This is a genomic window from Agromyces sp. NPDC057679, assembly GCF_042799635.1.
GTDB lineage: Bacteria > Actinomycetota > Actinomycetes > Actinomycetales > Microbacteriaceae > Agromyces.
Window position 1 is genome coordinate 81554 of record NZ_JBHVIK010000005.1, and the last position, 18727, is coordinate 100280.

Consider the following 18727-nt stretch of genomic DNA (forward strand, 5'->3'; position numbering starts at 1 on the left):
TCGTCGTCTTCCGGGCCTGCCGGGAGGAGGGGCGATGAAGGACGATTCCCCCCGCAACCCCCGGCGTCCCGCGAACCCGGCCGGCGCGCGCACGCCGCGCTCGCGCACCCCGCAGAATCAGGGCAGGGATGCCTCGGCGCCCGCCTCGTCCGCGAAGCGCGGCGCCGCGGGGGCGAAGCCGGCGAACGCGAAGGCGGCGAACGCGAAGTCCGCCGCGGGATCCGCGAAGCCCGCGGCATCCGCGAAGCCCGCGAACACTCGTCCCGCCGCGAAGACGGGCCGGTCCGGGCCGGCGAAGCCTCCCCGTTCTGCGACCCCCGCCGTGGGCGCTTCGACGGACGCCGTGCGTGCGGGGTGGCTCAGTGGCATCCGTTTCTCAGGTTTCTCGCTCATCATGCTGGGAGTGCTCGTGCTCGCGGTCGTGGTGCTCGCACCGACGATCGCGGCCTTCGCGCAGCAGCGCGCGCAACTCGCCGAGCTGCGCGCCGCGGTGGCCGCACAGGAGACCGAGGTCCAGCGTCTGCGCGACGAGCGCGAGCGCTGGAACGACGAGACGTTCATCGTCACGCAGGCGCGTGAACGTCTGTACTACGTGATGCCGGGCGAGGTGAGCTACCTCGTCATCGACGACCGCAGCGAGGCCGCGAAAGCGGAGGACGCCGCAGCGGTCTCGGCCGAAGTGACCGAATCGAAGGGCGATTGGATGCGCACCCTGCTCGACTCCGTGATGACCGCGGGGCTGGCCCCCGAGGCCGGTGACCCGGCGGCGCCGGCGACCGACGCCCCGGCGACCCCCGATGCGGAGGGGGCGCGATGACCCGGCCCCCGTTCGACGAGGTGTCCGAGCGCGATCTCGCGATCGTGTCGGCCCAGCTCGGCCGCCCTGCCCGCAACGTCGTCGGCATCGCCGCGCGCTGCGTGTGCGGTGCGCCGACGGTCGTCGCGACCTCGCCGCGCCTGGCCGACGGCACCCCGTTCCCGACGTTCTACTACCTCTCGCATCCGGGCGCGACCGCCGCGATGTCGTTCCTCGAGGCGGCCCAGCTCATGGTCGAGTGCACCGAGCTGCTCGCGAGCGACGACGACGTGCGCGCCGCCTACGAGCACGCCCACCGCGAGTACCTCGCCGACCGCGCCCGGTTCGGCGACGTGCCCGAGGTCGACGGCATCTCGGCGGGCGGCATGCCCACGCGGGTGAAGTGCCTGCACGCGCTCGCGGCCCAGTCGCTGGCGGCGGGCCCGGGCCTGAACCCCATCGGCGACCTCGCCCTCGAGCGATCGAGCTGGTCGCCCGACGTCTGCCGATGCCCCGATTACGGAGTCGACCCGGAATGACCCACCGCCGGGGCCGCCTCGCAACGACGCTCGCGAAGACCGCGACCGCCGCGGTCGCGGCTGCCGCGGTGCTGCTCGGCGGGGCCCTGCCGGCCCACGCCGACACCGTTCGCGACTACGAGTACTGGCTCGGCGACTACGGCTTCACGACGGCGTGGAACACCACCAAGGGCAAGGGCGTCAAGGTCGCGATCATCGACACCGGGGTGAACGGCAACGTCACCGAGCTCCGCGGTGCCGTCACCGGCGGCACGGATGTCTCGGGCCTCGGCACTCCCGACGGGCAGACCCCGGTCGGCGACCCCGACGAGAGCGGGCACGGCACGATGGTGGCGTCGCTCCTGGCCGGGCGCGGCACGGGGGAGGGGGCCGGCGTCATCGGCGTCGCGCCCGAGGCCGAGCTGCTGACGGTGTCGGTCGCCTTCGGGCAGGACACCGGCGCCGAGAAGTCGAACGACGAGCAGATCGCCGAGGGCGTGAGGTGGGCCGTCGACAACGGCGCCGACGTCATCAACATGTCGCTCACGCGCAACACCCGTGACTGGCCCGAGAGCTGGGACGAGGCGTTCCTCTACGCCTTCGAGCACGACGTCGTGGTCGTCGCCGCGGCGGGCAACCGCGGCAGCGGCACGACCGAGGTCGGCGCGCCGGCGACGATCCCCGGCGTGCTCGCCGTCGCGGGCGTCGACAAGGAGAAGAACGCGAGCCTCGACGCGAGCTCCCAGGGCATCACGCTCGGCGTCGCAGCCCCCAGCGAAGACCTCGTGGGCGTCAGGCCCGACGGCCGCGTCGTCATCTGGGACGGCACCAGTGCGGCGACCCCGCTCGTCTCCGGACTCGTGGCGCTCGTGCGCGCCGAGTACCCCGAGCTCGACGCGGCGAACGTCATCAACCGGGTCATCCAGACCGCCGACCCGAACGGCCACGAGGTGCCGAGCCCGCTCTACGGCTACGGGCTGATCGATCCCGTCCCGGCGCTCGAGGCCGAGGTCGAGCAGGTCGACGAGAACCCGCTCGGCAGCCTCGAGGAGTGGATCACCCTGCACCGGCGCGCCTCCTCGACGACGCAGCCCACGGATTCGCCCGAATCCGAGATCGTGCCCATCGCCGACCCGCCGCCACCGGCCGATGAGGGCACGGCGACCCTGCTTCCGACACCGTGGACACTGGCCTACATCACCGTGCCGCTCTCGCTCGTCGCAGGATTTGGTACGCTAGCAGCGCTGTTGGGCATCGGCGCCACTCGGCATACCAGGCGGACTGTCCGCACTCGCGAGCAGTGATCGCACGCATCAGGCCGCATCACCAGATACTGAGGAGTCCATTCACCGTGCCCAAGATTCTCATCGTCGGCGGTGGCTATGCGGGGTTCTACACGGCGTGGAAGCTCGAGAAGTGGCTGCGCGCCGGCGAGGCCGAGGTGACGGTCGTCGACCCGCTGCCCTACATGACCTACCAGCCGTTCCTGCCCGAGGTCGCGGCGGGTTCGATCGAGGCCCGCCACGCGGTCACCTCGCAGCGTCGCCACCTGAAGAAGACCAACGTCATCACGGCGAAGGTCACCAAGATCGACCACGCCTCGAAGACCGCGACGATCACCCCCGAGCTCGGCGAGCCGTGGGAGTTCGAGTACGACGTCGTCGTCGTGACCGGCGGTGCCGTCTCGCGCACCTTCCCGATCCCCGGCATCGCCGACAACGCGATCGGCCTGAAGACGATCGAAGAGGCCGTCGCGATCCGCGACCGCCTCGTCTCGAACTTCGACAAGGCGGCGAGCATGCCCGCCGGCCCCGAGCGCGAGCGACTGCTCACGGTCACCGTCGTCGGCGGCGGCTTCGCCGGCATCGAGGTCTTCGCCGAGCTCCGCTCCTTCGCGAGCGCGCTGCTCGAGTACTACCCGCAGCTGAGCTTCGACGAGACGCACTTCCACCTCATCGAGGCGATGGGCCGCATCATGCCCGAGGTCTCGCTCGAGACGAGCCACTGGGTCATCAAGCACCTCGCGCAGCGCGGTGCCGAGATCCACCTCGACACCCAGCTCACGAGCGCGCAGGACGGCAAGATCGAGCTGTCGACCGGCGAGAGCTTCGAGTCCGACCTGATCGTCTGGACCGCCGGCGTCATGGCGAACCCGGCGATCGTGCGCACGAGCGACCTCCCCGTCGAGGAGCGCGGCCGCATCAAGACCCGCGCCGACCTCCGCGTCGGCGACGACGAGGACTTCGTCCCCGACGCGTGGGCGGCCGGCGACATCTCGGCCGTTCCCGACCTCTCGGGCGGCGGCGTCGGCGGCTACTGCGTGCCGAACGCCCAGCACGCCGTGCGTCAGGGCAAGCTGCTCGCGAAGAACATCGTCGCGGTGCTCCGCGGCGAGGAGCCCAAGCAGTACTTCCACAAGAACCTCGGCGCCGTCGCCGGCCTCGGCATCGGCTCGGGCGTGTTCCAGTCGGGCAAGCTCGCGATCAAGGGCCTGCTGGCCTGGTTCGCGCACCGCGGCTACCACGGCCTCGCGATGCCCAGCTGGGAGCGCAAGTTCCGCGTGTTCTGGGGCTGGTGGAACAACTTCTGGCTCCGCCGCGACATCGTCGCGATCGAGGCGGTGCAGACCCCGCGCGCCCAGTTCGAGCTCTTCGCGGCTCGTCCGAAGCCCCCGGCGGTCGAGGCGCCCGCACCGGCCGCGCCCGCCGCGGCGAAGGACGCCAAGCCCGCCAAGAAGGAGCCCGTCGCCGCCAAGTAGCGGACGGCCCCTGACTAAGCTGAGACGCGGCGTCGCCCTTCGGGGCGGCGCCGCGTTCCGCGTCTTCCGGGCGCGACGCTCCCGTAGCCCAATCGGCAGAGGCAGGCGGCTTAAACCCGCTCGAGTCTGGGTTCGAATCCCAGCGGGAGCACCGTTCTCGACGCCGTCAGATCCGCTGAATCACGCGGAAGTGGGGCTCGTCAGCAACTGCTCCTGAGCGCTTCCGGCACTTCGCGTGCGGTGATCTCGACGATCGTCCCCTCGCCGAAGGCCCGGATCGGTGCTTCGCGGGCGTCAGTCGGTGTCGAGGGCTGCGTCGAGTCGCCCGGCCTTGATCGCGTCGACGAGTGTTTGATGGTCGTGGACCGTTTGCTCGGCGTACGCAAGCGAGAATCGCCCGAGAGCCTTGTCGAACGTGTCGCCGTCGCCGAGGTAGCCCGCGATCCCGGCGGCTGAACCCGTGTTGGCGTGAGCGCGGGCCAGCGCAGTGGCGCAGAAATCGGCGTACCGCGTCATCAGCTCGACATCGGCCACGAGGTCGATGGAGAGCTTCATGTCGCGCAGTTGGCGCACGTAGAACTCGCGGCCGGCCGGACTTGTGGCGTATCCGAGGAAGATGTCGCTCGCCGGCTGCATCAGCCGCTGACCGGTGACAACCCGCTCGCCGTTGTGCACCAGCGGGTCCGGGCGTCGAGGGACGAAGGGTGCGAGCACAGAGTCGTTCGCCTCCTTGACCTGCAGCAGTAGCGGCTTGCCGTCGTCGTCGGTGAACAACACGACGTAGCAACGAGTGCCGACGCTGCCCACGCCGACCACCTTGATCGCGACATCGCGAAGGAGGTAGTGGTCGTACAGCACTTGAAGCGGCCGGGAGAGCGAGGATCTGTAGGCGTCGAAGAATCCCTGGATGCTCTCGAGGTTGATCTCATCGAAGTGGAAGATCAGCGGTGGTTGGTCCGCTATCCGCAGGTCGCCGCCTGCGGTATCGACGAGTTTCGGGAACAGATGCTCGGCTACTCGCCGACGCGCCCGCCGTCGCAGCTCCTTTCGCCGCTTCTTCGTCTTCTTGTCGGGTGCCGTGTCGATGAGTGTCGCCAGGTCGATGCGGTCGTACCACACCTCCAGTGGAGTCATCGTCGCCAGTTCCGCGATGCGACGTCGATACGCGGCCGCGCATGCGACGGCAACGGATTCCGCACCGTGGTCGTCGATGCCCACCTCCTGGCAAGCGACGACCAGACTCGCGGTGAGTCGCTTCAGATCCCACTCCCACGGTCCGGGGAGGGTCTCATCGAAGTCGTTGACTCCGAACACGACGTTGCGTTCCGGGGTGGCGAAGAGCCCGAAGTTCATGAGGTGGCAGTCGCCGCACAGCAGGACCTCAAGTCCCGGCGTCGGCGCGGTGGCGAGGTCGCCGGCCATGACGGCGGCGGAGCCGCGCAGAAAGGCGAACGGGCTTGCGGCCATGCGACCGAAGCGGATCGGGATCAGCCCCTCCAAGCGGCTCGCATTGGAAGCCGTCAGCACATCGATCGGGTCGGCCCGGTCCTTGGAGGGTACCCAGTCGCCGTGCGAGTCGAGCGGTACAACCTTTCGCCGGTCGTGACCATCCTGGAACTGCTCGGCCCTGGTGAGTGTCATCGTCGGCTCCCCTCGATGGTGACGCCGCCCGCGTCAGTCGTGGTTTCCCGCAACACGGAGGAAGCGGATGAAGACTGCGATCCAGCCGAAGATCAGCGCGAACACGATGATCTCGAATGCGGTAAGCGAGAAGTAGCCGATTGCGGGGATGAAGAGGATCACCGAGACAACCACCGCAGCGAGGAACCCCCACGACGCGACGAAGTAGGTGCGGGGCATGCCGCGGAAGAACCTCGGGCCGCCGATGAGGAGCACGAGGAACATCACGGCCATGCCGGAGGCCGAGAGGTTGTGGGCAGTCATGTTCACGTCGACCGGGAAGATGCCCACGCAGGCGAGCATGATCCCCATAATGACGAACAGCACGGGGACGACGCGGGGCGCCCGCGGGTTCTCGAGCACGCCGACCGCCGCGAGGGCGCGCATGTCGTGGGCCACGTAGACCGCGAACGTCGTCACGAGGAGGCCGGCGGCGATCAACGTGCCGTTGAAGAGCCAGCTCGAAAGGTCGTCCTCGAAGGTGCCGAGATGGCTGAAGTGGATCGTCCACCAGGTCGGGTCGGGGGTGGTGACCATCGCGGTCAACGTGCCGATCGCGATGAAGGCCAGCATCAGCGACGACATCCGTTGGGTCGTCATCGCTGACACCGAGAGGTAGACGATCCAGGCGGTGAGGCCCAGGGTGACCGCCATCATGACCACCGACCAGAACGTCACGATCGGCAGCCCGATGAATCCCCTCTCGAACATCCGGTAGAGCGCGTACACCGCGACGAACGCGAGTGCTGCGTGCACGACCACGACCGACGCGGTGTTGACGATGCCCTTCCACACCGGGAGCGACTCCCGCCACTCCTGCCCTGGACGGTGGCGCGCTCGCCAGTACCCGATCGACGAAGCGACGGCGGCGACGATTCCTGCACCGGTCGCCGCCCAGGTCGCGAAAGAATCGGCTGCTCCGGCCACGGGGCGGTCAGGCACGACCCACCCCAGGAGGAGGCCGTAGATCGCGCCGACCAAGCCGGCGGACAGCGCCGCGTACACCGCTTCGGATTCCGCCCGACGGCCAGGCGTCGACGAGACGGCGGCGGAGGTGTCGATCGTGTCCACGGGGTCAGAGTACGACTTGGGCTGGACGCGCGGAACACCCAGATCGGGGCTCGTTTCACGCGAGGTGCGCCGCTCCCGATCCGCTGTGCGCCGCACATTCGGGTTCGAATCCCAGCGGGAGCACCGGACGTTTGGCTCGCGCCCGTGGGCACCGCCCGCCGGCGGACGCCAGAATCTCCACAGCGGCGGGCGCCGCTCGCTGAGACGGGGGGAAGATGTCGTCGCTACTCGAACTGGTCCTCGAGGCGAACGGGGTCGACCGGTTCGCCTCGCTCTCCACGATCACCGCCACGGTACGGTACGGCGGCTCGTTCTGGGAGGTGAAGGGGCATCCCGATTACGCCGGAGCCGCGGTCGTGGAGGCCCGCGCGCATGAGCAGTGGATCCGGCAGACCGATGTCGACGGCGGAGTGCAGATGGTCTTCGACCAGGCGGCGAACCTGATCACGGTGACGGAGTCGAACGGCGACGTCATCGAGGAGCTGCACGATCCGCGGCGGTCGTTCGACGGGTACACCGAGCGCTCGGTCTGGAGCGAGGCGCAGATGGCGTACTTCCGCTGCTACGCGACCTGGCTCCACCTCGTCGAGCCGTTCGTGTTCGCCTTTCCGGGCGTCACGAACCACGAGATCGCGGCGCACTCCGAGCACGGCGAGATCTGGCGGGGGCTCAGCGTCACGTTCCCGCCGGAGCTCGACACTCACAATCGGACCCAGCTGTACTACTTCGACGAGGAGTATCGACTGCGGCGGAGCGATGTGCAGCCCGAAGTCGACGACTACACGAAGACGACGCAGTACGTCGACGACCACGTCGACCTCGACGGCATCACCCTGTCCACGAAGCGCCGGGTCCACCTTCGCCTCCCCGATCGCTCGCCGGACACCGCCCGCACTCCCGTCACCGTCGATCTCAGCGACATCCGTCTCGGTTGAGCGGGTGGATCGGGCGGAGCCCCCGGCTCTGGATTCCACCCGAATGAGGTGATGCGCTGAGACCCTGCGGGGGTCTAGTGTCGAGGCACGACGGCGCGACCGTCACGCCGCGGACGAAAGGGGCACCACTGTGAACAACAGCTTCTGGGACTTCCTCCTCTGGCTCTTCTGGTTCTACGTCCTGATCGCGTGCATCTGGATCTTCATCACGGTGATCATCGACATCTTCAAGGACCACACCCTCAACGGGTGGGCGAAGGCGCTGTGGGTGATCTTCCTGGTGTTCCTGCCGTTCCTGGCGGCGTTCATCTACCTGATCGCCCGCGGCAACTCGATGGCCCAGCGTCGCATGGAGGAGGCCCAGCAGATCCAGGCCCAGAACGCCGACTACATCCGCACCGTCGCGGGCACCGGCGGCGGTGGCGGCGGCGCGTCCTCGGCGAGCGAGATCGAGACGGCGAAGCGCCTGCTCGACTCCGGCGCGATCAACCAGGCCGAGTACGAGCAGCTGAAGGCGAAGGCGATCGCGGGGTAGCGCCGGAGCCGCAGAGAGAACAAACGGCGGTCGCGCAGTGGGGGCTGCGCGGCCGCCGTTTCCGCGCGTGAACGGATGCCTCGCGGCGGCCCCGCTCAGTCCATCAGGTCGAGCCGGCGGAGGATGAGTCCTTCGCGCAGCGCCCAGGGAGAGACCTCGAGCTCGCGGACGTCGAAGGCGCGCATCGCCTCGGAGAGCACGACGGCGCCGGCCACGATCTGGAAGGTGCGATCGGCGGTGATGCCGGGCAGCGCCGGGCGCGCGTCGGCGGGGATCTTCGCCAGCCGGGGCGTCCAGTCGTCGAGGCCTCGCCGGGTGAGCACGTAGCGCTCGCTCGAGCCGACGCCCTCGGCCACGTGGCCGGCGAGCCGCGCGAGCGAGCGGATCGTCTTGGAGGACCCGACCACGTGGTCGGGTGCGGGGAGGTCGCGGAAGGCGCCGACCTCGTCGGCGAGGAGCCTTCTGGCGTGGGCTCGCAGCCGTGCGACCTGCTGCTCGGAGGGCGGGTCGTCGGGCAGGAACTCGACGGTCGAACGCCCGGCGCCGAGCGGCACCGACCGCGCGACATCCGGGATCTCGTCGACGCCCTGGGTGAGTTCGAGCGAGCCGCCGCCGATGTCGAAGAGGAGGAGGTTGTCGGCCGACCAGCCGTACCAGCGCCGGACGGCGAGGAAGGTCAGGTTCGCCTCGTCCTCGCCGGGCAGCACCTGGAGCTCGACGCCGGTCTCGCGGGCCACGCGGGCGAGCACCTCCTCGCCGTTGGCGGCCTCGCGGATCGCCGAGGTCGCGAACGGGAGGAACTCGTCGATGTCGGCCTCGCGCGCGGCGGTCGCGGCGGCGCCGACCGCCTCGATGATCGCCGCGACCCCCTCCTCGCTGATGGCGCCTTCGGCGTCGAGGTACCGCATGAGCCGCAGCACCGACTTGTGCGAGGTCATGGGGATCGGGCGGGCGCCGCGGTGCGCGTCGACCACGAGGAGGTGCACCGTATTGGAACCGACATCGAGAACACCGAGACGCATGTTGCGAGCGTAGTCGGTGGCGAGCATGCATGCCGTAGCGTTTTCGTGCATACTTATGCGACTGGGACGATTGTCCCACTTCGTCGGCATCGCAGTCGAGAGGAGCAACGTGGCCCGAATCCCCGCAGCCGAGCGACGCGCCGCGCTCGTGGCCGCCGCGCTCATCGTGGTCTCCCGCAAGGGCCTCGCGCAGGCGACGACCCGCGCGATCGTCGCCGAGGCCGGCATGAGCCTCGCGAGCTTCCATTACGCGTTCGAGTCGCGCGACGAGCTCATCGACGAGCTCATCTCGACGGTGGTCGCCCGTGAGCAGCAGGCCGTCACTCCCGAGGAGGTCGAGGGGCTCACGCTGTTCGAGCTCGTCGAGGCCGGCATCCTCCGGTACTTCGAGCACCTGAAGGCCGATCCCGAGCACGAGCAGGCGATGCTCGAGCTCACCCAGTACGCGCTGCGCTCGCCCGAACGGCAGCCGCTCGCCGCCGCCCAGTACGAGAAGTACATCGCCCTCGCGGCGCAGTCGCTCGAACTCGGCGCCGAGCTCGCCGGCGCTCGCTGGACGGTTCCCGTCGAACGCGTCGCGCGCGTGCTCGTCGCCTTCACCGACGGGCTCACCCTCACCTGGCTCGTCGACCGCGACGACGACGCCGCCCGGGCGGTCGCGCACGCGGCCGCCGACGCACTCACGAGAATGGCCGACACCCGATGACGCGTGCCGACGCCCCCGGCGCCCCCACCACCCCCGCGGCATTCGCCGAACCGACGCGCCGCATCGGCGCCGGATGGATCGCGTCGTTCGCGACCGTCTGGTTCGGCATCTGGATGGCGCAGCTCACCCCCGTGCAACTGCTGCTGCCCGCCCAGATCGACGCCGAGCTCAAGCCCGAGCACTGGGTCGACTCGGTCGTCGCGTTCGGCACCATCTCGGGCATCGCGGCGATCGCGACGATCATCGCCTATCCGCTGACCGGCGCGCTCTCCGATCGCACGAGCTCGCGTTTCGGCCGCCGCCGGCCCTGGATCCTCATCGGCGGGCTCGTGTTCGCCGCCGCGCTCGTGGCGCTCGGCTTCCAGACCGAGATGTGGGCGATCGGCACCGCGTGGGTCGTGGCATCCATCGGCTTCTGCATCATGACCGCTGCGCTCACCGCGACGATCTCCGACCAGGTGCCGGTCAACCAGCGCGGCTTCGTGTCGGGCTGGATGTCGGCGCCCCAGGCGGTCGGCATCATCGTCGGGCTCATCCTCGTGACCGAGCTCGTGACCGACGCGTCCCTCGGCTACCTCCTGCTCGCGGTGCTGCTCCTCGTGCTCGCGGTGCCCTTCCTCACCCGCCACGACGAGCCGCTCGCTCCGGCGCTGCGCACCCCGATGACGCTGAAGAGCATCATCTCGGGGTTCTGGATCAGCCCGAGGAAGCACCCCGACTTCGGCTGGACGCTGCTCAGCCGCGTGCTCGTCTCGACGGGCAACGCGCTCGGCACGAGCCTGCTGCTCTACTTCCTCATGTTCCAGCTGAACGACCAGAACGCCGAGGCCGACCTCATCGTGCTCACGCTCATCTACATGGTGTTCGTGATCCTCGCGTCGCTCATCGGCGGCAAGCTCTCCGACAAGCTCGGGCGCCGCAAGCAGTTCGTGTTCGTGGCCTCGGCCCTGCAGGGCGTCGCGGCGCTGCTGCTCGGCCTGTTCCCCGACCTGACGGTCGCGATGGTCGGCGCGGGCCTCCTCGGCCTCGGCTACGGCTGCTTCCTCTCGGTCGACCAGGCGCTCGCCACCCAGGTGCTGCCCGACGCCACCTCGCGCGGCAAGGACCTCGGCATCATGAACATCGCCTCGGCCGTGCCGCAGGCCGTCGCTCCGATGATCGGTGCGGCCGCGGTCGTCGTCTCGGGCTCGTTCATGCTCGTGTTCCTGCTCGGCGCGGCCCTGTCGACCGCGGGGGCGTTCGCGGTCGCCCGAGTGCGGAGCGTGCGCTGATGACCATGATCGACCTGCGGATGACCGGCAGCCCCACGACCGACGCCTCGAGCTGGCGCACGCCCGCCGAGTACTGGCCGCGCCTGACGGCGGCGACCGCGCACCTCGACGCTCCCGTCGGCGCCCTCCACCTCGGCGCGCTGCGCCACAACGCGCTCGACATGCTGCGACGGGCGAACGGCATGCCGATCAGGGTCGCGTCGAAGTCGGTACGGGTGCGCAGCGTCATCGAATCGCTGCTCACGATGCCGGGCTACCGCGGCGTGCTCGCGTACACCCTCGCCGAGGCGCTCTGGCTCGCCGACACGGTCGACGACATCGTCGTCGGCTACCCGACGGCCGAGCGGGCGAGCCTGCGCCGCCTGGCCACCGACCCCGACGCCGCGGCGCGGATCACGCTCATGGTCGACTCGCCCGCGCAGCTCGACGTCGTCGACGCGGTGCTGCCGCCCGGCAAGCGCGAGACGATCCGCGTCTGCCTCGAGCTCGACGCCTCCTGGGATGCCCCGGTGCTGGGGCACCTCGGCGTGCGTCGTTCGCCCGTGCACGCCCCCGCCGACGCCGGAGCGCTCGCCGCCTACATCGTCCGCCGCCCCGGCTTCGAGCTCGTCGGCATGATGTCGTACGAGGCGCAGATCGCCGGCGTCGTGAACCGGCCGGCCGGCCGGCCCGTCGACGGCGCCGTCAACCGCTGGATGCAGTCGCGCTCGATGCCCGAGCTCCTCGAGCGTCGCGCCCGCGCGGTCGCGGCCGTGCGCGAGCACGCCGAGCTCGAGTTCGTGAACGGCGGCGGCACGGGCTCGCTCGAACGCACCTCGGCCGATCCGGCGGTCACCGAGATCGCTGCGGGCTCGGGCCTGTTCGGCGGCCATCTGTTCGACGGGTACGAGCACTTCACCCCGGCTCCGGCGGCGGCGTTCGCGCTCGACGTCGTGCGGCGCCCGAGTGCGGCGCACGCGACGATCCTCGGCGGCGGCTGGATCGCCTCGGGGCCGCCCGCGCCCGATCGGCTGCCGCGCATCGTCTGGCCCGAGGGGCTCGTCATGGAGCCGCGCGAGATGGCGGGCGAGGTGCAGACGCCCGTGTCGGGCCGCGCCGCGCGCCGGCTCGAGGTGGGCGACCGGGTGTGGTTCCGCCACACGAAGTCGGGCGAGCTCGCCGAGCACCTGAACGAGTTCGCCGTCGTCGACGGCGACGAGACCGTGGACATGATCCCGACGTATCGGGGAGAAGGGAAGGCGTTCCTGTGACCGCGACCGGAGCAGTGTGGCGCAACTGGGGGCGGACCGAACAGGTTCGGCCGCTCAGGGTGGAGCGTCCTGCCTCGCCCGAGGCCGTGCAGCGCGCCGTGCAGTCGGCGGCGACGAGCGGCCTGCGCATCAAGCCGGTCGGCTCGGGCCACAGCTTCACGGGCATCGCCGTGGCGCCGGGCGTGCAGCTCGACCTCACCTCGCTTTCGGGCGTCGTCGACGCCGACGTCGCGACCGGGCGGGTCACCCTCGGGGCGGGGACCCGCCTGCACGAGCTGCCGGCGCTGCTCGCGCCCTACGGCCTCGCCCTGGCGAACATGGGCGACATCGACCGGCAGACGATCTCGGGCGCGACCTCGACGGGCACCCACGGCACGGGACTCGGCTTCGGCGGGCTCGCCACCCAGATCGTCGCGGCGAAGCTCGTGACCGGCACGGGCGAGCTCATCACCGTGAGCGAGACCGAACGGCCCGAACTGCTGCCCGCCGTGCGCCTCGGCCTCGGTGCCCTCGGCGTCATCGTCGAACTCACACTGCAGCTCGTGCCGCGTTACGTGCTGCACGCGGTCGAACGCCAGGAGCCCTTCTCCCTCGTGCTCGACGAGTGGATGGACCGGGTCCGGGAGCACGACCACTTCGAGTTCTACTGGTTCCCGCACACCGACACCGCGATGACGAAGACCAACACCCGGCTTCCGGGCGATGCACCGCGCGCGCCGCTCGGCAGGGTCTCGCGCTGGATCGACGACGAACTCGTCGCGAACGGCCTCTACCGGGCGGCGTGCTACACGCTTCGAGCCGCACCCGGCGCGATCCCGCGGCTCTCGTGGCTCGTCGAACGGCTCACCGGCAACCGGGACTTCAGTGACTTCTCGCCGTCGGTGTTCGTCACGAACCGCACCGTGCGATTCCGCGAGATGGAGTACGCGATCCCGCTCGCGGCGGTGCCCGAGGCCGTGCGGGAGGTGCGCGCCCTGATCGAGCGCAAGGACTGGAAGATCACGTTCCCGATCGAGGTGCGCGCCGCCGCGGCCGACGACAACTGGCTCTCCACGGCCTACGGCCGTGAATCGGGCTACATCGCGGTGCACCGCTACTACCGCGAGGACCAGCGCGAGTACTTCGCCGCCGTGGAAGACCTCATGCGCGCCCACGGCGGCCGCCCGCACTGGGGCAAGATGCACACCCAGACCGCCGAGACGTTGCGCGAGTCGTACCCGCGGTTCGACGACTTCCTCGCCGTGCGCGAGGAGCTCGACCCCGAGCGGCGCTTCCAGAACCCCTACCTCGAGCGCGTGCTCGACGGGGTGCACGCGCGAGTCTGAGACGACGAACGGCGGATGCCGAGGCATCCGCCGTTCGTTCGGCTCACGCGGTCACAGGCCGAACTCGGCGAGCCATTCTTCGACGACCGGGACCTCGACGCGCTGGTAGCCGCCGAGGTACCGGCAGTTCGAGGTGTAGCCGTAGCTCGTCACCGCGACCAGTTCGCCGTCGTGGAACACGGGCCCGCCGGAGTCGCCGAAACAGGTGCCGCCGGTGCCCCACGGGTCCTTCTCGTTGCCGTTCGTCTGCAGGATCTGCGGGGTGAGCTTCTGCCCGGGCATGTCGACGTAGCGCCGCAGGATCGGGTAGCTCTCGGGCTCGGGCTTCTTGTTGTCGCCCTCCTGGCGCACCTCGGTGCCGTAGCCGACGGCCGTGAACAGGGTCTTCGAGAGCGCGCGCTGCGGGATCTCGTCGAGCGTGCCGGTCGCCGCGATCTGCGGGTAGCCGTCGCCGTGCGAGGCGATCGGCTCGTCGAGCACGATCACGCCGACGTCGTTCCAGTTGCGGGTGTCGGTGAAGTCGGAGTACTCGGGGTGCGTGTACGCGGTGCCCGAGACGTAGCCCGCCGCGGCGAGCTCCGCCGAGGTGTAGCCCGCGGCCGGGTCGGCGGCGACGGGCAGGAACGACGGCGGGGCGTCGTCGAGGAAGGTGTCGAAGGTGACGAGCGTCTTGCCCACGGTGCCGAGGGTGCAGTGCGCCGCGGTGATGACGACGGTCGGGGAGACGAGGGTCGCGCTGCAGCGGAAGCGGCCAGTGCTGTCGTAGAACGCGATGAGGCCCACGTCGGGGTGGAGGTCGCCGTCGGGCGAGCCCCCCGTCGAGGCCTGTGCCGGTGCGGCGCCCAGCGCGAGGCCGCAGACGGTGGCGGCGACGGCGAGGGCAGCGAGAAGTGGCTTGCGCATCGATCTCTCTTTCGGTCGGGTGAACGGTCTGACGATCATGCTCCCGGCCATGGCCGCGTGTCGAGAGGAACGCACGAAAGCTGCGTCAGGCGGTGCGTCGGCGCAACGTGATGGACCCGAGCACGATGGATCCGATGATCCATGCCCCGATCACGAGCAGTTTCGTCGCGATCCACTCGGGCGACTCGCTGTCGGCGGCGACCGCCTGCAGTGCGTCGATCGCGAAGGTGAGGGGGAGCCACGAGCTGATCGCCTCGAGCGCCTCGGGCAGCTGATCGGTCGGGATGAAGATGCCGCCGAGCAGGATCTGCGGGAACACCAGCAGCGGCATGAACTGCACGACCTGGAACTCGGTGCGTGCGAACGCGCTCGCGAGCAGCCCGAGCGCGGTGCCGAGCAGTGCGTCGGCGACCGCGACGGCGAAGAGCAGCCAGATGGAGCCCTCGATCTCGAGGCCGCAGACCCACACCGCGAACGAGACGGCGATCGCCGTCTGCGCGACCGCCAGCAGCCCGAACGCGAGCGCGTAGCCGAGGATGAAGTCGCCCTTGCCGAGCGGCATCGACAGCAGGCGCTCGAGCGTGCCGCTGCGACGCTCGCGCAGCGTCGCGATGCTCGTGACGAGGAACATCACGATGAACGGGAACAGGGCGATCATCGCCGGGCCGATGTCGCTGAACACGTCGGTGTCGACGAAGATCCACGCGACGAGCCCGATGAGGAGGCTCGGCACGACGAGCAGGAGGCCGATCGTGCGGTGGTCGTGCCGGATCTGCCCGAGCACGCGCCCGGCGGTGGCGAAGGTCCGGGTGAGCGTCATCGGGACTCCTCCACGTCGGCGGCGTCGGTCGCGGCTCCGGCCGCATGCCTGCCATGGTCGGCGGCCGTGGACTCGCGGGGCCTGAGGTCGGGCTCACCGCGTTCGATGAGCCGGAGGAACGCCGTCTCGACGTCGTCGGTGCCGGTCACCTCGAGCACGCCCTGCACGGTGTCGTCCGCGAGCAGGGCGCCGTCGCGCATGAGCAGCAGGCGATCGCAGCGCTTCGCCTCGTCCATCACGTGGCTCGACACGAGGAGGGTGGCGCCCTCGTCGGCGAGGCTGCGGAACATGTTCCAGAGCTCGACGCGGAGCACGGGGTCGAGGCCGACCGTCGGCTCGTCGAGCACGAGCAGCTCGGGGTCGCCGAGCAGGGCCGCCGCGAGCGAGACCCGGCTGCGCTGGCCGCCCGAGAGCGTGCCCACCAGGCGGTGCTCCACGGGACCGAGTTCGGTGCGCTCGATGACCCGCGCCACGTCGCTCGCCGGTGCTCCCAGCACGCGCCTGAAGTAGGCGAGGTTCTGCCGCACCGTGAGGTCGTCGTAGACGCTCGCCTGCTGGGTGACGTAGGACACGCGGTGGCGCAGCTCCCGGCTGCCGGCCGGCTGGCCGAGCACGTCGATCGTGCCGGACTTCACGACCTGCACCCCCACGATGGAGCGCATGAGCGTGGTCTTGCCGCTGCCGCTCGGGCCGAGGAGGCCGACGATCATGCCGCTCGGCACGGCGAGCGAGAGCCCCTCGAGCACGGGGGTGCCTCCGCGGTGGACGTGGAGGTCCTGCGCGATGATGGCGGCGGTCGCGGCGGGCTGCGGCGCCGGGGCATCCGCGGTATTCAGCATGTGCTGAATATCTCGCTGCGCGAGCCGGCTGTCAAGACCCCGGCGGACGACCGGTCAGGTGCCATTGCACCGCCGGCCCGACGCGCGCGACGAGCTCGTCGACCGGGAGCGAGGCGACCGGGTCGAACTCGAGCACGTAGCGCACCATGATCACGCCGACGAGCTGTGATGCCGCGAGCTCGGCGCGCAGTTCGGCGTCGCCGGTCTCGACGGCTCCGCCGCCGTCACCGGCCCCGCCGTCGTCGAGTCGCACCGCGATTCGGTGCATGATCTCGCCCCGCAGGAACTCCCGCAGCATCCGGGCGACCGGGCCCTGCCCGATCGCCGAACGGAGGGCCGCGACGGCCGCCGGGCGAACCGCAGGCGAGTCCCACGCGGTGAGCACCGCGCGCACGAGCCGCTCGCCGAGTCCCTCGAGCGGTCCGTCGAGCGCGGTGCGCACCAGGCGGTCGGGGCGGAGCGGCACCTCGACGACCTCGGCGACGAGCCGCTGCTTGTCGTCGAAGTAGTGATGCACGAGGGCGGGATCGACACCCGCGCGGCGGGCGATCGCCCGCATCGAGGCCGCCTCGTAGCCGCGCTCGCCGAACTCGGCCGTCGCTGCGGCGAGAATCCGTGCCCGCATGTCTCCGGGCTTCGCACCGCGAGGGCGACCGGGGCGCCGCGGGCTGGAACGCTCCGTCACAGTCTGAGCCTAACCCCGGAGCATCCACCGGGGTTCCTCCGAGTCTCATGGGAACGGCCGTGGCTCGAAGGCGGCCTCGGTAGGATTGCAGAGCCCGCGATCACGCAGCCGAATGCCCTAGGAGTCCGCGCCATGGAATGGCTCATCCCCGTCCTCATCGTCGTCGCACTCGTGCTGGTGATCGGCATCTACCTCTGGGCGACCTACAACTCGCTCGTCACGCTCAACGTGCGCGTCGACGAGGCGTGGAGCGACATCACGGTGCAGCTGAAGCGCCGTGCCGACCTGATCCCGAACCTCATCGAGGCGGTCAAGGGCTATGCCGCGCACGAGAAGAGCGTCTTCGAGTCGGTGACGCAGGCGCGCGCCGAGACGCTGCAGGCGCAGGGCCCGGCAGAGGCCGGTGCCGCCGAGAACCACATGCAGCAGGCGCTGAAGTCGATCTTCGCCGTCGCCGAGGCGTACCCGCAGCTGCAGGCCAGCCAGAACTTCCTGCAGTTGCAGTCCGAGCTCGTCGACACGGAGGACAAGATCCAGGCGTCGCGCCGCTTCTACAACGGCGGCGTGCGCGAGCTCAACACCAAGATCAAGGTGTTCCCGAACACGCTGTTCGTGCGCGGCCTCGGCTTCCACGAGCGCGACTTCTTCGAGGTCACCGAGCCGGCGGCGATCGCCGAGCCGCCGCGCGTCCAGTTCTAAGGGCCGGCGTTGTACCGCGCGATCGCGAAGAACAAGCGCAACACCGTCTTCATCATCCTGTTCTTCCTCGCCATCATCGGCGGGCTGGGCTGGTTGGCCGCCTACATCTACCAAGACCTGACGATCGTCATCGTGACGCTCGTCGTGGCGACCGGGTACGCGCTCATCCAGTACTTCACGGCCGACCGGCAGGCGCTGTCGATGTCGGGCGCGGTCGAGATCACCTCGAAGGCCGAGCACCCGCGGCTCTGGCGCACGGTCGAGAACCTCTCGATCACGACGGGCACGCCGATGCCGCGCGTCTACGTCATCTCCGACCCCGCCCCGAACGCCTTCGCGACCGGCCGCGACCCCGAGCACGCCGTCGTCGCCGCGACGACGGGCCTGCTCGAGATCATGGACGACGCCGAGCTCGAGGGCGTCATGGCGCACGAGCTCGGCCACGTGCGCAACTACGACATCCGCCTGTCGATGATCGTGTTCGGCCTCGTCGTGGCCGTCGGCTTCATCTCCGACATGCTCGTGCGCATGGCGTTCTTCGGACGCAACAACAACAACTCGAACCCCATCGTCATGGTGTTCGGGCTCGTCGCCATGCTCATCGCACCGCTCGTCGCGAGCCTCGTGCAGCTCGCCGTCTCGCGACAGCGCGAGTACCTGGCGGATGCCACGGGCGCGATGACCACCCGCCACCCCGACGCGCTCGCCCGCGCGCTCGCGAAGCTCGAGGCGTACGGGCAGCCGATGAAGCGGCAGAACTCGTCGATGGCCCACCTCTGGATCGCCGACCCGCTGAAGCCCGGCGTCATGGACCGCCTCTTCGCGACGCACCCGCCCATCGCCGACCGCATTGCGCGCCTCGAGAAGATGGGCGGCAGCTTCTAGGCTGCGGCGATCGAGCCGTCAGGCCGCGG

The 18727-nt window shown here is 70.1% G+C and carries 19 protein-coding genes and 1 tRNA gene; 13 read left to right on the forward strand and 7 right to left on the reverse strand.

Annotated elements, in window-relative coordinates; genetic code table 11:
• The first annotated feature begins 34 nt into the window (after positions 1-34).
• The 5 genes from ACFVAJ_RS19845 (at position 35) to ACFVAJ_RS19865 (ending at position 4223) form a co-directional block, all read left to right on the forward strand.
• Positions 35-817, forward strand: coding sequence for a septum formation initiator family protein (locus ACFVAJ_RS19845; protein ID WP_376947245.1), 783 nt, complete (start codon positions 35-37; stop codon positions 815-817).
• Positions 814-1335, forward strand: coding sequence for a DUF501 domain-containing protein (locus tag ACFVAJ_RS19850; RefSeq protein WP_376947247.1), 522 nt, complete (start codon positions 814-816; stop codon positions 1333-1335). Before ACFVAJ_RS19845 ends, ACFVAJ_RS19850 begins: the two co-directional genes overlap by 4 nt.
• Positions 1332-2618: a S8 family serine peptidase gene (locus ACFVAJ_RS19855; protein WP_376947249.1), complete on the forward strand. Its 1287-nt coding sequence runs from the start codon at positions 1332-1334 to the stop codon at positions 2616-2618. The genes ACFVAJ_RS19850 and ACFVAJ_RS19855 overlap by 4 nt, the downstream gene beginning before the upstream one ends.
• Before the next feature lie 47 nt (positions 2619-2665).
• Positions 2666-4072, forward strand: coding sequence for an NAD(P)/FAD-dependent oxidoreductase (locus ACFVAJ_RS19860; RefSeq protein ID WP_376947251.1), 1407 nt, complete (start codon positions 2666-2668; stop codon positions 4070-4072).
• Between the two features lie 77 nt (positions 4073-4149).
• Positions 4150-4223, forward strand: a tRNA-Leu gene (locus ACFVAJ_RS19865).
• 143 nt (positions 4224-4366) lie between these two features.
• On the opposite strand, the gene ACFVAJ_RS19870 is transcribed toward ACFVAJ_RS19865, so the two are convergent.
• Together ACFVAJ_RS19870 and ACFVAJ_RS19875 are read right to left on the reverse strand one after the other, a co-directional pair.
• Positions 4367-5713 (reverse strand): DUF2252 domain-containing protein, encoded by a 1347-nt coding sequence (locus tag ACFVAJ_RS19870; protein WP_376947253.1) that lies wholly within the window; start codon positions 5711-5713, stop codon positions 4367-4369.
• A gap of 33 nt (positions 5714-5746) precedes the next feature.
• Positions 5747-6823 (reverse strand): DUF998 domain-containing protein, encoded by a 1077-nt coding sequence (locus ACFVAJ_RS19875; RefSeq protein ID WP_376947255.1) that lies wholly within the window; start codon positions 6821-6823, stop codon positions 5747-5749.
• 215 nt (positions 6824-7038) lie between these two features.
• Between ACFVAJ_RS19875 and ACFVAJ_RS19880 the strand changes: the two genes are divergently transcribed.
• Both ACFVAJ_RS19880 and ACFVAJ_RS19885 read left to right on the forward strand, forming a co-directional pair.
• On the forward strand, positions 7039-7758 hold the full coding sequence (locus ACFVAJ_RS19880) for a hypothetical protein (RefSeq protein WP_376947257.1): 720 nt from the start codon (positions 7039-7041) through the stop codon (positions 7756-7758).
• 130 nt (positions 7759-7888) lie between these two features.
• Positions 7889-8293, forward strand: coding sequence for an SHOCT domain-containing protein (locus tag ACFVAJ_RS19885; protein WP_376947259.1), 405 nt, complete (start codon positions 7889-7891; stop codon positions 8291-8293).
• Positions 8294-8388: 95 nt separating this feature from the next.
• On the opposite strand, the gene ACFVAJ_RS19890 is transcribed toward ACFVAJ_RS19885, so the two are convergent.
• Positions 8389-9315, reverse strand: coding sequence for a Ppx/GppA phosphatase family protein (locus ACFVAJ_RS19890; protein WP_376947261.1), 927 nt, complete (start codon positions 9313-9315; stop codon positions 8389-8391).
• 109 nt (positions 9316-9424) lie between these two features.
• Between ACFVAJ_RS19890 and ACFVAJ_RS19895 the strand changes: the two genes are divergently transcribed.
• From ACFVAJ_RS19895 to ACFVAJ_RS19910, 4 genes are read left to right on the forward strand one after another with little or no spacing between them, the layout of a single operon-like run.
• Positions 9425-10021: a TetR/AcrR family transcriptional regulator gene (locus ACFVAJ_RS19895; RefSeq protein WP_376947263.1), complete on the forward strand. Its 597-nt coding sequence runs from the start codon at positions 9425-9427 to the stop codon at positions 10019-10021.
• The gene (locus tag ACFVAJ_RS19900) at positions 10018-11292 is read left to right on the forward strand and encodes an MFS transporter (protein WP_376947265.1); all 1275 of its coding nucleotides are present in this window, start codon (positions 10018-10020) and stop codon (positions 11290-11292) included. Before ACFVAJ_RS19895 ends, ACFVAJ_RS19900 begins: the two co-directional genes overlap by 4 nt.
• Before the next feature lie 5 nt (positions 11293-11297).
• Positions 11298-12542: an alanine racemase gene (locus ACFVAJ_RS19905; protein WP_376947815.1), complete on the forward strand. Its 1245-nt coding sequence runs from the start codon at positions 11298-11300 to the stop codon at positions 12540-12542.
• Positions 12539-13867: a D-arabinono-1,4-lactone oxidase gene (locus ACFVAJ_RS19910; RefSeq protein WP_376947267.1), complete on the forward strand. Its 1329-nt coding sequence runs from the start codon at positions 12539-12541 to the stop codon at positions 13865-13867. The genes ACFVAJ_RS19905 and ACFVAJ_RS19910 overlap by 4 nt, the downstream gene beginning before the upstream one ends.
• A 51-nt stretch (positions 13868-13918) precedes the next feature.
• Here ACFVAJ_RS19910 and ACFVAJ_RS19915 read toward each other — a convergent pair whose 3' ends face one another.
• The 4 genes from ACFVAJ_RS19915 to ACFVAJ_RS19930 form a co-directional block, all read right to left on the reverse strand.
• On the reverse strand, positions 13919-14770 hold the full coding sequence (locus ACFVAJ_RS19915; protein WP_376947269.1) for a trypsin-like serine protease: 852 nt from the start codon (positions 14768-14770) through the stop codon (positions 13919-13921).
• Positions 14771-14855: 85 nt separating this feature from the next.
• Positions 14856-15590, reverse strand: a complete 735-nt coding sequence (locus tag ACFVAJ_RS19920) for an ABC transporter permease (RefSeq protein WP_376947271.1) — start codon at positions 15588-15590, stop codon at positions 14856-14858.
• Positions 15587-16429 carry an ABC transporter ATP-binding protein gene (locus tag ACFVAJ_RS19925; RefSeq protein WP_376947273.1) on the reverse strand — a complete coding sequence of 281 codons (843 nt, stop codon included), beginning with the start codon at positions 16427-16429 and terminating at the stop codon, positions 15587-15589. Before ACFVAJ_RS19925 ends, ACFVAJ_RS19920 begins: the two co-directional genes overlap by 4 nt.
• Before the next feature lie 31 nt (positions 16430-16460).
• Positions 16461-17054 carry a TetR family transcriptional regulator gene (locus ACFVAJ_RS19930; protein WP_376947275.1) on the reverse strand — a complete coding sequence of 198 codons (594 nt, stop codon included), beginning with the start codon at positions 17052-17054 and terminating at the stop codon, positions 16461-16463.
• 192 nt (positions 17055-17246) lie between these two features.
• Between ACFVAJ_RS19930 and ACFVAJ_RS19935 the strand changes: the two genes are divergently transcribed.
• Together ACFVAJ_RS19935 and ACFVAJ_RS19940 are read left to right on the forward strand one after the other, a co-directional pair.
• Complete coding sequence (locus ACFVAJ_RS19935) at positions 17247-17813, forward strand: LemA family protein (protein ID WP_157424712.1); 567 nt, start codon at positions 17247-17249, stop codon at positions 17811-17813.
• 9 nt (positions 17814-17822) lie between these two features.
• Positions 17823-18698: a M48 family metalloprotease gene (locus tag ACFVAJ_RS19940; RefSeq protein ID WP_376947277.1), complete on the forward strand. Its 876-nt coding sequence runs from the start codon at positions 17823-17825 to the stop codon at positions 18696-18698.
• The last annotated feature ends 29 nt before the right edge of the window (positions 18699-18727 follow it).

Coding starts and splice junctions, on each gene's coding strand:
- ACFVAJ_RS19915 (WP_376947269.1), bottom strand. CDS start 14,770: ATGCGCAAGCCACTTCTCGCTGCCCTCGCCGTCGCCGCCACCGTCTGC.
- ACFVAJ_RS19930 (WP_376947275.1), bottom strand. CDS start 17,054: ATGCGGGCACGGATTCTCGCCGCAGCGACGGCCGAGTTCGGCGAGCGC.
- ACFVAJ_RS19845 (WP_376947245.1), top strand. CDS start 35: ATGAAGGACGATTCCCCCCGCAACCCCCGGCGTCCCGCGAACCCGGCC.
- ACFVAJ_RS19925 (WP_376947273.1), bottom strand. CDS start 16,429: ATGCTGAATACCGCGGATGCCCCGGCGCCGCAGCCCGCCGCGACCGCC.
- ACFVAJ_RS19870 (WP_376947253.1), bottom strand. CDS start 5,713: ATGACACTCACCAGGGCCGAGCAGTTCCAGGATGGTCACGACCGGCGA.
- ACFVAJ_RS19850 (WP_376947247.1), top strand. CDS start 814: ATGACCCGGCCCCCGTTCGACGAGGTGTCCGAGCGCGATCTCGCGATC.
- ACFVAJ_RS19880 (WP_376947257.1), top strand. CDS start 7,039: ATGTCGTCGCTACTCGAACTGGTCCTCGAGGCGAACGGGGTCGACCGG.
- ACFVAJ_RS19920 (WP_376947271.1), bottom strand. CDS start 15,590: ATGACGCTCACCCGGACCTTCGCCACCGCCGGGCGCGTGCTCGGGCAG.
- ACFVAJ_RS19935 (WP_157424712.1), top strand. CDS start 17,247: ATGGAATGGCTCATCCCCGTCCTCATCGTCGTCGCACTCGTGCTGGTG.
- ACFVAJ_RS19900 (WP_376947265.1), top strand. CDS start 10,018: ATGACGCGTGCCGACGCCCCCGGCGCCCCCACCACCCCCGCGGCATTC.
- ACFVAJ_RS19905 (WP_376947815.1), top strand. CDS start 11,298: ATGATCGACCTGCGGATGACCGGCAGCCCCACGACCGACGCCTCGAGC.
- ACFVAJ_RS19855 (WP_376947249.1), top strand. CDS start 1,332: ATGACCCACCGCCGGGGCCGCCTCGCAACGACGCTCGCGAAGACCGCG.
- ACFVAJ_RS19890 (WP_376947261.1), bottom strand. CDS start 9,315: ATGCGTCTCGGTGTTCTCGATGTCGGTTCCAATACGGTGCACCTCCTC.